11 protein-coding genes are annotated in these 13,581 nt (G+C 70.5%); all 11 read right to left on the bottom strand.

What is annotated here, in order from left to right; all coding sequences use genetic code 11:
* Positions 1-439: 439 nt before the first annotated feature.
* Complete coding sequence (locus NBH00_RS08055; RefSeq protein WP_254572820.1) at positions 440-2,068, bottom strand: AAA family ATPase; 1,629 nt, start codon at positions 2,066-2,068, stop codon at positions 440-442.
* Between the two features lie 439 nt (positions 2,069-2,507).
* Positions 2,508-3,398, bottom strand: a complete 891-nt coding sequence (locus tag NBH00_RS08050) for an IS3 family transposase (RefSeq protein ID WP_254569052.1) — start codon at positions 3,396-3,398, stop codon at positions 2,508-2,510.
* Positions 3,395-3,697, bottom strand: coding sequence for a transposase (locus NBH00_RS08045; RefSeq protein WP_254569053.1), 303 nt, complete (start codon positions 3,695-3,697; stop codon positions 3,395-3,397). The genes NBH00_RS08050 and NBH00_RS08045 overlap by 4 nt, the downstream gene beginning before the upstream one ends.
* Complete coding sequence (locus tag NBH00_RS08040; protein WP_254572819.1) at positions 3,660-5,216, bottom strand: type IV secretory system conjugative DNA transfer family protein; 1,557 nt, start codon at positions 5,214-5,216, stop codon at positions 3,660-3,662. Before NBH00_RS08040 ends, NBH00_RS08045 begins: the two co-directional genes overlap by 38 nt.
* Positions 5,213-5,446, bottom strand: coding sequence for a hypothetical protein (locus NBH00_RS08035; protein ID WP_254572818.1), 234 nt, complete (start codon positions 5,444-5,446; stop codon positions 5,213-5,215). Before NBH00_RS08035 ends, NBH00_RS08040 begins: the two co-directional genes overlap by 4 nt.
* Positions 5,443-6,432 carry a lytic transglycosylase domain-containing protein gene (locus tag NBH00_RS08030; protein WP_254572817.1) on the bottom strand — a complete coding sequence of 330 codons (990 nt, stop codon included), beginning with the start codon at positions 6,430-6,432 and terminating at the stop codon, positions 5,443-5,445. Before NBH00_RS08030 ends, NBH00_RS08035 begins: the two co-directional genes overlap by 4 nt.
* Positions 6,429-8,435, bottom strand: a complete 2,007-nt coding sequence (locus NBH00_RS08025) for a hypothetical protein (RefSeq protein ID WP_254572816.1) — start codon at positions 8,433-8,435, stop codon at positions 6,429-6,431. Before NBH00_RS08025 ends, NBH00_RS08030 begins: the two co-directional genes overlap by 4 nt.
* Positions 8,436-8,758: 323 nt before the next feature.
* Positions 8,759-11,149: an ATP-binding protein gene (locus NBH00_RS08020; protein WP_254572815.1), complete on the bottom strand. Its 2,391-nt coding sequence runs from the start codon at positions 11,147-11,149 to the stop codon at positions 8,759-8,761.
* Complete coding sequence (locus NBH00_RS08015; protein WP_254572814.1) at positions 11,146-11,718, bottom strand: TcpE family conjugal transfer membrane protein; 573 nt, start codon at positions 11,716-11,718, stop codon at positions 11,146-11,148. The genes NBH00_RS08020 and NBH00_RS08015 overlap by 4 nt, the downstream gene beginning before the upstream one ends.
* Positions 11,719-11,727: 9 nt before the next feature.
* Positions 11,728-11,988 carry a hypothetical protein gene (locus tag NBH00_RS08010; RefSeq protein WP_254572813.1) on the bottom strand — a complete coding sequence of 87 codons (261 nt, stop codon included), beginning with the start codon at positions 11,986-11,988 and terminating at the stop codon, positions 11,728-11,730.
* Entirely contained in the window at positions 11,985-12,824 is an 840-nt protein-coding gene (locus tag NBH00_RS08005; RefSeq protein ID WP_254572812.1) for a conjugal transfer protein, read from the bottom strand. Before NBH00_RS08005 ends, NBH00_RS08010 begins: the two co-directional genes overlap by 4 nt.
* Positions 12,825-13,581: the final 757 nt, after the last annotated feature.

Below are 13,581 nucleotides of genomic sequence, written 5' to 3'. Positions count from 1 at the left end.
GCCGTGTCCCGTCAACCGCGATGAACACGGCCCCGGACAGCGCACCAGCACGGCATCGCGCGACCTCGGGCGCCCGGTCACGACCGGCGTTGTCGTCAGCCGTGAGCCGCGACGTTCACTGCGGAGTCCGACGGACGCGCGACCCGCGAGCGTCGACTGCAAGGAGCTGTGATGGCTGATCTCACCTATGCCTCCGCCGCCGGCCCACGACCGGCTCACCTCGCAGTCCCTCCCGGCGACGGACCGTGGCCCGGCGTCGTCGTCGTGCACGACGCCCTCGGCCTCAGTGATCCGTTTGGCGTTCTTGCCCTTCGCAGGCAGGAGATCGTCGCAGGTGCAGTAAACAGCGATCAGCAGCAGGTCGAGGTCGGCGTCCATCGAGGCCCCCAGGGTCGGCGTTGGCGAGATAGCACCGCCGACTTCGACCTGCCTGCTTATGTCACCTGCCTACCCGACTCCTCCGCCCCCGCCGTGGAACGAACCATCTAGGATCGAACGAGCCAACCCGCAGCACTTCTGCGGAGCGGTGCACCGAGACGTAGGTTGCAGAGTCGCCGGGCAGCGTGAGGAAGGCCGACGAGTGGGTTGCGACTAGCAGCGGGGCGTGGCGCCGAGCTGCCAGTTCGCCGAGCCACTTGGCCGCCTCACGCTGCAGCCGGGGCTGAAGGTGGCGCTCTGGCTCGTCGACAACGAGCAACCTCCGATCTCGGCTGCCGCGTCGCGTCCAATCGTCGCCCGGCACGTCTTGGAGCGCGTGCTCGAGATCACCGCTAACCCAGCCGTCCCCGGTGCTGGCCTCGAGGGCTTTGAGCTCGTTCACCACGGCGTCAAATCTGCGCTCCGAATCCCGTGCCGCCTCGTTGGCGGCGTCGCCGTCCTCGCCGCGGCCCTCCTGATACGCATGTGACGCCTCGATGTGCTGGTCGTAGACGTCCCCAGCAACCTCTCCGAGCAAGCGGGTTACCCGGCTGGCGTCCTCCAGAGCATTGAGAAGAGCCAGCTGCACCCAAACGCGGTAGCCGTCGGCTACATCCTCGATCGGGAAGTCTTCGATCAAGCCCACAGGGGACGGGGGTCGCATCATCACCCGGAGCGGGTCAGCGGCGAACCATTCGTCGACGTCAGCGATCACCACTTCGATGCGATAGCGGTCAGCCAGGAAGGACGGCAGGAGTCGCGTCGCCGCCCTGGAGACGAAGTCGGCCGCGGCTATGGCTTCGTCCGAGAGGCCAACCCAGCCATCGCGCTCGTTGAGCCACGCACGCGGTGCGGCACGTCCGGCCTCCTCCTGAGCGTCGAACTCGTCGTCCCTCGACGCATCGTCGATGCCGCGGACCATCATGTTGATCATCGCGGTGGAGCTGGTGCTGACGGCGTCACGAAGCTCGGCGAAGTCGGCGGGGGCTACGAGGCCACTAGGCATTCCGACGCTCGACAGGGCGCCAAGCGAAGCGATCGCAACCGGGGCCCCAGGGACGTAAAGGTGCGACGGGGTCCCGTGAAAAACGCGGTAGGTCCCCACTCCGATGGCGCTGAGACCACCGGCTTCCTTCTCGCGACGCCGTTTGTAGGGCTGGACGTCCGACGCATTGACGGCGGCGGAATCGTCGTGGTCGAGCTCGTCCAGGTTCGGCAGGCACCAATAGGCGTTCCAGACGCGCAGGCCGCCGTCGTTCCGCCCAGCGCACTCGATTGCGAGGATCCGCGAAGTGCTTAGCCGCGCGACGATGCGATCTCGGACCGCTGTGTCATTCGTCGCACGTTGCCCGAGCAGGTCCAGCAATCTCTCGCGGGTCAGGTCGTCCTCGTCCTTGACCGACCACAGTCCACTCTCCCAGGGCGGGCGCTGCGCGCTTCGGACCTCGCCATGCCCTCCACGCCGGCGCCACTGGCTTCCTTCGCGGATGACGGCGTTCAGATCTTCGTCGGAGACCTCGACGTAGAAGACCCCTCCGATGAGCGTATTTCGCTCGGCGTCCGCGCCGAAATGACCGCCGGCCAGGTCGCGCACGATTGCGCGCAAGATTGTGCTTTTGCCGGAGTCGTTGGGACCGAGCAGTACGGTCAACTCGCCCAGCGGGATGAACGCCTCGCGGACAGGCGGCTCCGGGTGACGACACGCATAACCCATCAACCTCATTGCTGGCCCGCTGCCGCTCGGACCGCACCAATGACTCTCACAATATGACCGTAACGGAGCCGCCCAACCGTGGGTCGCCGGCTGCGCTAGACGTGGCATGGACCCCGTCGGTGTTGTCGCTCGGGCCGCAGGCAAAGTGCTGCTCCCGCGTGATCTCAGCGTTTTGGGCGCGGCGCACCCGCCGCCTCGAGCTGGACCATGGTCGGTAGGCGCGAACCGCTGATTACGAGTGCCCGTCCGGCTTCCGCCTGCTGAAGGGCAGCCGACGTCACGCGGTGTCTCCCCCGTGAGTTGTCCGTGTTGGTCTCCTCCCCGAGGTGAGCCGTCCCGGTTTCACGGAGACTTGTTGTTTGGGTTTCCTCTCTCGTCAGTGGGAGAGGGGTGAGCCGGACCGTATCGCGTAGAGGGTCTCGAATTCGACGGGCGGGATGTGACCGATCGCGGAGTGCAGGCGGTCGTGGTTGTACCAGCCGACCCACTCCACAACGGCGAGCTCCAGTTGGGTGCGGGTTTGCCAGACGCGGTCGCGGATCAGCTCGGTCTTGAAGCTGTCCACGAAGCTCTCGGCCATCGCGTTGTCGTACGCGTCACCGGTCGAGCCGAGCGAGCCGAGCACGTCGTTGTCCAGGAGCGCTTGGGTGAAGTCGAAGCTCGTGTATTGCGATCCCCTGTCCGAATGATGGATAAGTTGTAGATCGGCGCCGTGTCGGCGGGTGCCCAAGGCCATCTTCAGCGCGTCGAGCACGAGGTCGGTGCGCATGTGGCCGGCGAGCTGCCAGCCGACGACCCGGCGGGAGTAGACGTCAAGGACGAAGCTGAAGAACCCCACGCCCTCCCACGACTTTAGATACGTGAAGTCGGCGATCCACAGCGCGTCCGGCCGGGTCGCGGTGAACTGGCGGTTGACCAGGTCCGGTCGCCCTGAGCCGGCCGGGTCAGCGACCGTGGTCTTCCACGCTCGGCCGCGGCGCTTGGCCCCGATCAGACCGTCCGCTGCCATGAGCCGCTCAACGCGGCCGCGGCCGACCTGCACGCCCTGACGGCGCAGCGCCTTCCACACGCGCAGCGATCCGTACGCCTCGTAGTTGGCGCGGTACACCGCCCGGATTTGCTCGAGCAACACGGCGTCTTCCTGCGCGCGGGTCGACAACACCCCGGTCGCGCGCTGGTAGAACGCCGAGGGCGAGGTCCCGAGGGTGCGGCAGGTGAGCTCGACAGCGAAGCCGGCCGCCCGCTGCTTTTCGATGAAGGCGCTCACCTCCGCGGGGTCCCGTCGAGCTCCTTGGCGAAAAACACCGAAGCGGCCTTGAGGATCTCGTTCTGCCGCCGCAGTTCCTTGACCTCACGTTCGAGCAGACGCATCCGGTCGCGCTCGACCGTGTTCAGCACGTCGCTGCGCGTTCCGGCGTCGGCCTCGGCGAGCCGCACCCAGTTCCGAAGCGACTCCTTGTGCACGTCCAGGTCGCGGGCGACCTGCGCGATCGGACGCCCGGACTCCAGCACCGTCTTGACGGCCCGCTCACGCAACTCCGGCGGGTACTTCCTTCCACGAGCCATATGACCACGTACTTCCTCTCAACAGACCGAATGCCTGTTTCAGAAGTCCCCGTCGATCCCGGGACGGCTCAAGGAGGTCGGTGATGTACGCGCGTGTCGGGGCGTCCGTGATCGATCCCATGAAGAGCTTGGCGGAGGAGTTGGCGAGGATGGTCTCGGCGCCGTGGCCGTGGCGCTCGCGCATTTGAGCTAGCGATTGCCAGATGGTGGCGATGCGGACGCCGTGTCCGGCGGCTTGCGAGAGCATGCGCGGGAGGTCGTGCAGTGGGGCGATGTTGGCGGCCTCGTCGAGCAGGATCCGCAGACGCCGATCGGCGTTGCGGAACTCGCCGGACTCGATGGCTGTGTGGATGAGCGACGAGATGAGGGAGACGATCACGGGCGCGAGCAGTGCTTGGTGGCGCTCCGCTGCGATCAGGAACAACGTGTCGTCGCGGGAGCCGAGAAAGGCGTCTACGTTGAAGTCGTGGCCGAGGTGGCGGGCGACTTCGGGGTAGCGGTAGGCGGCGAGGACGGACCCGGCCGACATGTAGGTGGTGCCGCGGTTGCGGGGGTCGAGGTCGGCGACGGCGCGGAGCTGTCGGGCGGCGGGCATCGCTCGGGCTCCGGCGAGCAGCACCATCGGTGCCTGGGTGTCCTGTGTGTCGACCCATTCGAGGACGCGGTCGAGGTCGGCGTGCTCAAGCGCCGCGGCGTGGAGCAATGGCGCAAGGAGCTTTGCCGCTTCGCCTTGCCAGTACCGAGCGACTGAGGAGTCGCCGTCGGTCGTCGCATCGGCGAGCCACTGTCCTTGACGAAGGGCGTGGGACCACTCTTCGCAGCCGGCGATCGGTGTCCATGACGTTGAGTCGTCGGAGAACGGGTCAAAGACCCAGACCTTCCGCTCCTCGTGGGCGCGACCGGCGGCGAGTTCGAGCACGTCGCGTTTGGTGCTGGTGACGACTGTCGGGCCGTCGTGTTCGAGTAGCCATGGCACGACGCATCGTGTGGTCTTTCCCGCGCGGGTCGGGGCGATCACGGTGACGTGGGCTTCCTCGTCGGTGAAGAGCGGGCGGCCGTCGATGCGGCCGACGGCGAAGCCGCGACGAGCCCCGCCGTGCGCGCCGGCACGGTGGTCGCGGGGGCGCGCCCACGCGCGCGGGCGTGACCCGCGCCAGTCGTAGGGGCGTCGTCCGAGTCGATCGCGCGCCATCGCGGGTTCGACCTTCGTCACGAGCGCTGTGACGACGCAGCCGCATACGACGACGAAGGCCCCGGCGGCCGCCCACCAGGCGGCGGCGGTCGGCATGCGGGTCTGGGTGAGAGCTGGGTACGCCGATGCCGGGTCGGCGAGGTGTCCGCCCGCGAGCAGACGCAGGCCAGCGCCCCCGGCTTGGAAGACGCTGAGGTGTGGCCCCTTCCCGACGTACGCGAGGGTGACGGCCGCCGGGATGAGCCAGGCGACGATGAGCGCCCCAACGACGACGGCGGCGATAGTTCCGAGGCCTTCGATCGGTTCGGGGTCGTTCTTCGTGGTCATCGCTGGTGGCCTGCTCGTGGTGGTGGTGGTGGTGGGCTGTGGGGCGCCGCGTCGATGCGGAGGCCGAGGGATGCACCGATCAGAAGGACGACGCAGACGGCGATCGCGACCTCAAGGCGAGCGACGAGGGCCAGTGCGGTGCAGAGCACGACCGCGCAGATCGCCGCCCGGGGATGGAGCGCCGCGAGCGGAGCAGTGAGCAGAAGGCACCCGAGCGCCGCGCGTCTCATCGTGCGCCTGCCAGGGTTTGGACCCAGGTGACTGGGCGTGCGCCGGGTGGGGCGGGTGCGTGTCGCCAGGAGAGGTGCAGGTGGTTGCCGCGCCCGTGTCCGGGGTCACCGTCGTAGCCGACCCAGCGGAACGGTGGGCGCGGTCGGTTCTGGATCGGTTCGGCCCAGTGCGCGAGTGCGTCGATGTCATCCCAGCTTCCGCCAGGGCCGGGGACGAGGTCGACGGCGAGCCCGAGCGGGTGCTCGCCGTCTGCGGCGTGCCCGGTCGGGGCGTACCCGGCGGTGACTTTGAAGCGGTAGCGGGCTTGGAGCGCGAGGAGGTCCGGGAGGATGCGCTCGTCGACGGTGATACCCGCCGCGCCCGGGATCGGCACGAGTCGCCCGCCGCCGAAAACGCGATGCACCGGCCCGCCGATTGCCACCGGAGCCGTCCCGCACGTCTCCGCGATCACGGGGCTCGCGGACGGGCCCTGGGCGGTGAGCTGCCTGGCGGTGTTGAGGACCTTGGTGACGTACCAGTCGGCGTGGTTGTAGCCGAAGAGCGCACGGTGCCAGTCACCGGGGGCGCCGAGGTGGCGGAGGTAGTTCGCGGTACTGTAGATCGCGTCGGCGGCGTCCTGCGGGTCGCGTCGCCCGTCGCCGTCGGCATCCACGCCGTAGGTGCGCCAGGTGTCGGGGAGGAACTGCGTCCAACCCACGGCGCCGGCGCTCGATGTCGACCGGTTGCGCCCGAAGTCAGATTCGACCTTGGTGAGCCCGGCGAGGATCGCCGCCCCGTCCGGGCCGAAGCCGTACTGCGCGGCGGCGCCAGCGAAGATCGGCGCGAGCTCGGCCGGGATCTCGTCGCTCTTGAGGGACGCGGTCTCCGCGCACCCCGCGTTGCCGGTGGCGCCTGCGGCGAGGAGAAACCAGCCGCCAAGCATCACCGCGGACAGCCCGAACCCGGCGACGACAACCACCGGGACGATGAGGGAGGCGCGTCTCATCGTGGGCGGTACACCCCCTCCCCCGCGCGGCGCCGGCGGCGCTCGTCGCGGATACGTGCGCGGTGCTCGGCGGTGCGCCGGCGGAGCTCGTCCGGATCGACCCACGGCATCCCGCCACCACAGTTATGCGGCTCGCCGCCGGCGGCGGCGTGCTGCGCGCGCTCGCGCTCAAGGTGCCGGGTGACCTGCTCGGTGAGCTCGGTGCGAACCTCCGGCGCGGCCGCCGCGAAGTCCGCTGAGTCGATCCCTGCGGCGGCGACGTGACGGGGGTCTGTCGGATCGGCCGCAGCGTCGAGCTCGCGCCCACGTCGCGCACGGTAGACCTCGAGGTCGCGCTGCGAGACGGGCTCGCCGGTGAGCGTTTCGGTCCGCCGCCGGTGCCGCACCAGCTGCGCGGCCTGCTCGACCTCTGGAGCCGCGAGCAGGTCACGAAGTTCGGTCCGCCGCGCCAGCAGCGCGCGCTGCTCGGCGGTCGGCGTTGGAGCGCTGGCCTTCGTCGCCCGTGCTGCCGCCAGGCCTTCATCGAAGCCGCGGAGCCGGCGGTCGGTGGCGGCGAGCTCATGCTGGAGCGCGCCGCGCCGCTCGGTGATCTGCTCGGCCTCCGCGTGCTCCGCACCGAGGGCACGTCGCCCCTGGGCATCGAGGTGCTCGCTGGCGATGTCAGCGCGCGCCGCCGCGGTCGCTGCCCGGTCATCTCGCCGGCTGGCGACTGCGGCTCGCGCGGCGCCGCGCGCCGGGCTCAGGGCCATGCCGGCTCCGTGGCGCAGGTTGCGGCCGAGCATCCAGGCGTAGTAGCCCTGCGAGAGGGTGTGACCGGTGCCTTCGCCCCGCACGGAGGGTGCGCCGGCTGTCACGAACCCGGTGAGGTCGTGGCGTTTGAGGAAGACGCCCCACCAGAACGCGCCGAGCATGAGCCAGGTGCCAAACCAGCCGAGGTCAAGGCCGGTGAAGACCTCGCTGGCCGCGAGCACGACGGTGAGCAGGACGGCGTAGACGAGCTTGGCGATGATCGCGCCGATGAGCCGCTGGCCCCAGGCGATGAACGTCTTGCGTCCGCTCTGGCCGAGCGCCGGGGCGATGAGCATCGCCGGGGCGATCAGGAGCAACAGCAGCGTCATCGCAGCGGCGAGCAGCAGCTTCAGCCCGATGTAGGCAAAGAGGGCGACCGCGCCGAGCAGCCCGACGGTCACGGTCCCGAGGAGCGCGATCCGCGGGAACGTGCCGCCGGCCTCCTGCATCTTCGCCGCCTCCGGGTCGCGCCGGACGAGCTTGGTGACACTGTCTGGGAGCTTGCGGTTGTCGGTCATGCCGAGCACGCTCTTCGCCGCCCCGATCGGGTCAAAGCCGCCGCCCTTCTTTGGCGGCTTCATCGCGCCGTGGAGGCGGTCGCGCTGCCAGGACTGCGCGGGGTAGGCGAGCCACAGCTCGGCGGTGGTCGGTCGCGCGGGATCGTCGAGGCGTGTGTCGCAGTAGTTCACGGAGCCGAACTCGAGCGCGCACCACGGGTTCCGCACCGTGTTCTGAAAGACCCCGCGCAACGCGCCTGCGAGCGCACGGCGCGGCTGGTCGACGGTGCCGGTCGTCCCCGCCGCAAGGACGCTGAGCCCGGCGTCGTTTGACCACGCGGCGGCGCGGCCGACCGTCTCGGCGGGCCGGCTGATGACCACGAGGCCGAGGACGAGCAGCGCCACGGTCGCGGCGACGCCTCCGAGCGTCTCGACCGCTCGACGCTGCACGAGGCCGTGCCACATACCCCAGAGGCCGGTGAGGGTGATGGCGAGCATGAGCCACGGATCGCCGAACACCTGTCCCTGCAGCCGGGCGAGCGTCCGTCGCGCGGAGGGCATGGCCTGCCGTGTGAGGTCGAGGGAGAAGGCCCACTCCAGCAGTAGCAGGACCGCCTTCATCAGATACAGCAGACCCATCCACAGTCCGGCACCGAGGCTTTGCAGCGCGCCCATGAACGTCTTTCCGGGGTCGGTGACGGAGAAGCCGATCCGCACGTCGAGCCCGTAGGCGCTGAGTGGGTGGGGCTGGGCCGGGGACCCGCTCGCTCGGCAGGCCCGGCGGCTCTCGGCGTCTAGCGCGTAGGCGCACGTCGGTGACTGCGCGCCGAGCGCCCGCGATGGGTCTCCGTAGGCGGCGTCGGCGGTGCTGTCCTCCCCACCCCCGACCGACACCGTCGGCGCGACGGCTGGAGTCGCTGGTGTCGAATGCGCATGTGGTGCCTTTGAGGGGTCTGCAGGCACGGTCCGCAGCTGTGCGGCGCCGGCGATCGCGATCGGCGAGCTCAGCAGGACCAGGGCCGTCACAAGTGCGGTGCGTCTCATCGGGCCGCGCGCCGGGGGGTGGTGTCGAGCGCGTCGAGGAGGTGGGGATCGGCGAGGTCGACCTGGATCGGTGAGACGCGCCCTTCGTAGTCGCGCATGAGGCAGCGGCCGCGACGGAAGGACCGCAGCTGGCCGCGGAGCCCCGGGTCCTCCGGGTCCAGGCCCAGGAGCGTGAGGACGCGTCGCGCTTCTGTGTCGGTCTCGACCCCGAACGCGAAGAAGCAGCCGACCATGTCGGCGACGGCCGCGACGTCGTCGACGACTTGGGTGACGAGGATCGGTGTGGCGTTCTGGCTGCGGCACATCCGCACGATGCGCTGGATGAGCGCGAGCCCGATCGCGTCGCCGACGAGCTGCGAGAGCTCTTCGACGATCACGACCTTGTGCCGCGACCAGTCGCTGCCGGCAAGATGCAGCGCTTGGACCGCGAGGAGCCGCAGCAACGCGCGACCGGTGCGCTCCTCCTGGGTCAGGTCGATCTTCGGGGTACCGGGACTTGGGAGCGTGAGGTTGGCGATCCGCAGGCTCACCACCGGACGCGTGCCGAGCGCGGCGGCCTCGGTTTCTCGGGCCGCGAAGCCGAGCTGAAGGAGGCCTGAGGCGGCATGAACCTCGATGGCGTGCGCGGCGGCCCGGGCGTCCTCGCCGCCGCGGTCAAGCGCGTCGAGGACCAGGCCGCAGCTCTGGCCGCCGTCGCCGGCGACCTGGGCGACGGCCGCGCGGATCTCGGTCTGCCACTGCGGCGGGACCGGCGCCGGGAGCAGCTCGGTCAGGAACGAGTAGGCGAGCTCGACGCGCAGGTCTTCCGGTGCGATCCGCAGCGGGTCGAGCATCCCGCGGAACTCACCGGACGCGGAGAGCTCGACCTCCTCGACGTGCTCGGCGCCGACGAGGCTCGCCAGGTGATGGTCGCCCTTCGGATCGAGGTCCACGACCTGGGAGCCGCACGTGAACGCTTGGTAGGCGAGCAGCTGCGCAGTCACCGTCTTGCCCGACCCAGGAGTGCCGGTGCACAGCACCGCCGGCGGTCGTGAGGTCCGCGAACCCTCGGTGACATCGAACAGGACAGGCTGCCGTGACCCCGAGAGCGTGTGCCCAACGAGCAGACCAGCGCGGGCACCGACCGCGTGGGTCGCGGTCGGGACCATCGCCCCGAACTGCTCGGGCAGCAGCACGTCGTCGTACCGGCGAACCGACGGGCGCTGGGCCGGCAGGTGACCCTGCCAGAGCCGTAGCTGCACGTCCTTTGGTCGGTGCAGCGCGATCGGCGCGAACTCGCGGCGCAGGAGCCGGACGCGGTCATCGAGCTCGTCGATGCTCGGCGCGCTGACCGCGAGGCTGAGCTGCGCGCGCAGCAAGGGCGGGCGCGCGGTGCTGCTGAGCTGCTCCTCGAGCTCACGCGCGAGGTCCGGGCGCTCTGCCGTCCGGGCGGTCGGCCCGTGGTCGCCATGGCTCTCGTCGCGGAACGCGTGGTCGGCGTCGACGATGCGCTTACGCACGAGTGCCAGAGCCCGTTCGTTGCTTAGGACCCTGGCGCTGAAGCTCGCGTCGACCGGGAAGCCCACACCCTCAAGCGGGCTGAACAGCAGCTCGGCCTGACGACCCGGAAAGACCGTGATCTCGGGGAGTGCACCCGCGATCAGGACGGTCTGGACCGCCTCCCCGATCTCCAGGTGGTCGCGCCGTTCGGTCATCGGGACGTCGAGCAGCGACACGAGGTCTGCGTGGGTCGGCTCAAAGCGCAGCCCGCCGTCCTCGTCATCTCGGTCGAGGATGAGCGCCTGCGGGCGCCAGAAGCGGTCAAGCCACGGCTCACCCAGACCACGCAGCGCGGTACGCCGGAGGAGCCACTGAAGCTCGTGGGTCGAGGCGCGCTCGACGTCCAGGTAGTCCGCCGCGCGTCCGAAGGCGTGGCGCTCGCGATCCAGACAGTCGGTCAGCTGCGCCGCCGAGATGCCGCGCGCGTCGGCAAGCCCGACGGCGCCGGCGAGCCGCTGGGCGATCCCGCGCAGGCTCGCCGACTGGACTTCCGCTGCAAGGCTCACGACGAGGAAGACCTCGGGCCGTGCGGCCGCGTCGTGGGCCACCGTGCGGGCGTGGCCGTCGATGAGGTCCTCGAGCTTCGCCGGGAAGCCGTGGAGCTCGTCGAGCGTCGCGCGTGCGGCCTCGGCGTAGTCGGCGCCTGACCATGTCCGCGTAACTCGGAGGATCTGGAAGTCCGACTCCACCGCCGACGCGAACGCGGCGAGCCGCCCGAGCTGCTCGATCTTCGCCGCCGTAGACAAGCCTGCGTAGGTGCTCGTGTGGACGCGAAAGAGCGCCCAGGCATCGCGCGCATCGCGACCGAAGAGGACGTTGCGGTACGCGAAGGTCAGCGGCTGGCTCACACGACCACCAACCGCTGGCCTTCGCGTAGCCGCAGCTCCTGCGGTACTGGGAGTGGCTGATCGCCGAGTGGCGCGAGTCGTGCCGCGGTGTGGCCGAGCTCGACGCGCGCCGGCTGACGCAGCGCGACGGCGGCGGGCCCGCGCACCACCCCCGCGCGATACACATCCGTGCGCTCGTCCGGCACGCACGGAACCGCTACCGCCGGGGGTGCGGCTCGGCACAGTGCCCGCAGGCCGACCCGGTGGTGCCGGCGTGCGAGGAAGGCCACCCGTGCCAGCAGGCACTCGTGGATCGGCCGACCGTCTGAGCCTTCACGACAGAGCAGGTGCGCCGCCAGCCCGGGGACGAAGATAAGGCGCAGCGGCCAGGGCAGCCCTGCCAGCACCGCGCCCACCCCCGGTAGTCCGGAGGCGAGCACCATGAGCACAAGGACGCCTGTCCCCCACCCGAGGGCGGTCAGCGGCAAGCCGTAGGGCAGCGGGATCTGGAAGGTGTCGATCCGATGGATGCGACGCTCAAGCTCGAACGCGAGCCGGTAGGACCTGAGGCGAAGGCGATCGTCTTCCATGGCGGCCTGTCAGACGACCATCGAGCGCCACAGGGACACGATCACCTGCTGCACGCTCCCCTGGGCGAACACGAACCCACCGAGCACGATGACCAGGAGAGCGAGGACGACGCCGCCATTGACGTCGCGGCGGCCGAGCACCGGCAACGCGACGAGGCCCGCGACCGCGAGGAACAACGCGACCGCGAGGCCCTTCGCCTGTTCGCCGAGGTTGTGTCCGAAGTTCGTGGTCGAGGCCGCCGCGAGGACGGAGGCGAGCTGGCTGGTCATCTGGTCTGCTCCTTGGGATTGGGGGTGGTGAACACGGCGGAGACGAGCCACCGCCCGCCGCGGCGGACGACGGCAAGCTCGTAGCGAAAGGTCAGCCGCAGGCCAGCCGGGCCCGTGGTCTCGACGACCGCGGCGACTCGACGCGAAGGCACGACCCAGGTGACCGCGTCGACCGTCGCCAGACGCCAGCCCGCGGCGGGCAGCGCCGGCGACGCGCCAGCGACGAGGTCGGCTTCGAGATCGCTGCGATCCCCGGCCAGGTAGTGGCCGACGACGCGAGTCGCGACCTGCTTCAGGCCCGAGTCCTGGACCTCGTCCTCGCTCGGGGCGAGCGGGTCGGACTCGACCGGAGGGGGCCCCACGACCGCCGGGCTCGTCGGGACCGAGAGCCGGCCCGACGCGCTGCGGACCGGCACCGCGAGATATGTCCAGTCCTGCCCGTCGTCGATACCGACGGTGACGCGTACGACGCCGCCGCCTTCCGGGACCGCAGCCAACACGACGGTCGAGACCACACGCCGGATGACGCGTCCCGCCCGGTCTTCAGCCACCTGCGGATCGGCGAATCCGAGTGCCGCAAGCCGACGGTTCCGGACGTCTTCGCGCCCCGGCTGGAGCGTCAGGTACGCCATCGCAAATCGCTGAGCGAGACCTTCTTGCGCGACGTAGCCGCGGGGCCCGACGGCGACCGTGCGGATCGTCCGGGCAGCAGGCGGCGACACGAGGCGCAGCGCGCCGCCGACGGTAAGCACCGCGCAGGCTGCGAGCAGGGCGACACGGGGGGCCCGGCCACTCGCACGGACGACGCGAAGCGGGATCTGCGGAAGCGCGTCCATCTCAGAAGAACTCCCGATCGATCACGCCACCGCGTACCCGGGGCGCGGCGGAAGGCGGCGGCGCCGGCGAGCGCGGGGCCTGCGGCGGAGCGATAGGCGGCGCGGGTGGTGCGACCGGCAAGATCGGGCGCGCCCGTCGGACCTTGTCCGGCTCGGGCGTGGCTCGCTGGCGTCGTGGCCTCCGGGGCGCGTGACGTCGCGGGCGCCGCCCGCCCCGGCGACGGCGGTTCGGCACGACCCGCGGGTCGTGCACCACCGCGCCGGTGATGACCGGCGCCGCCGGGGACGTCCGCGAGTCCGCCACCCGAGCGGTCGTCCCGGGCCCATGCCGGAGGACGACGCTCCCGAGCGCGACAGTGCCCGCCACAAACCCGACGCACAGCACCCCGGCCGCGATGCTCGACAGGTCGGGACGCCTGCCGGGGAGCGTGAGCGGCTCAAGCGCGGCGGGCTGACCGCAGATCTCGACAGTGCGGAGGTAGCGAGGACCGAGGTGAAGCATCGGAGGTCTAGGCGTGCGAGCGACCAAACACCCCAGGGTGACTTTGCGACCCCTGTCGGCTATCTGACAACGGCGGGCCCCGGGCCGCGCCTACCGGGGGCTCAGCGGGGCCAGCGCGTCGACTGCTGTGCCCGAACGTCGGAACGCGGCTCGCGGCGATCTGGCCTCGTCGCGGCACCGGTGCTCGCGCCCCCCTGGTCCCGCGCCGTCTGGGTATCTCGTGCACCGACGTGCCCCACAGCCGGCGCACCAGAG

The sequence above is a fragment of the Paraconexibacter antarcticus genome, from assembly GCF_024220175.1.
Lineage (GTDB): Bacteria > Actinomycetota > Thermoleophilia > Solirubrobacterales > Solirubrobacteraceae > Paraconexibacter > Paraconexibacter antarcticus.
The sequence above is the reverse complement of the archived record's forward strand: the minus strand, read 5'-3'. Positions and strand labels throughout refer to the sequence as shown.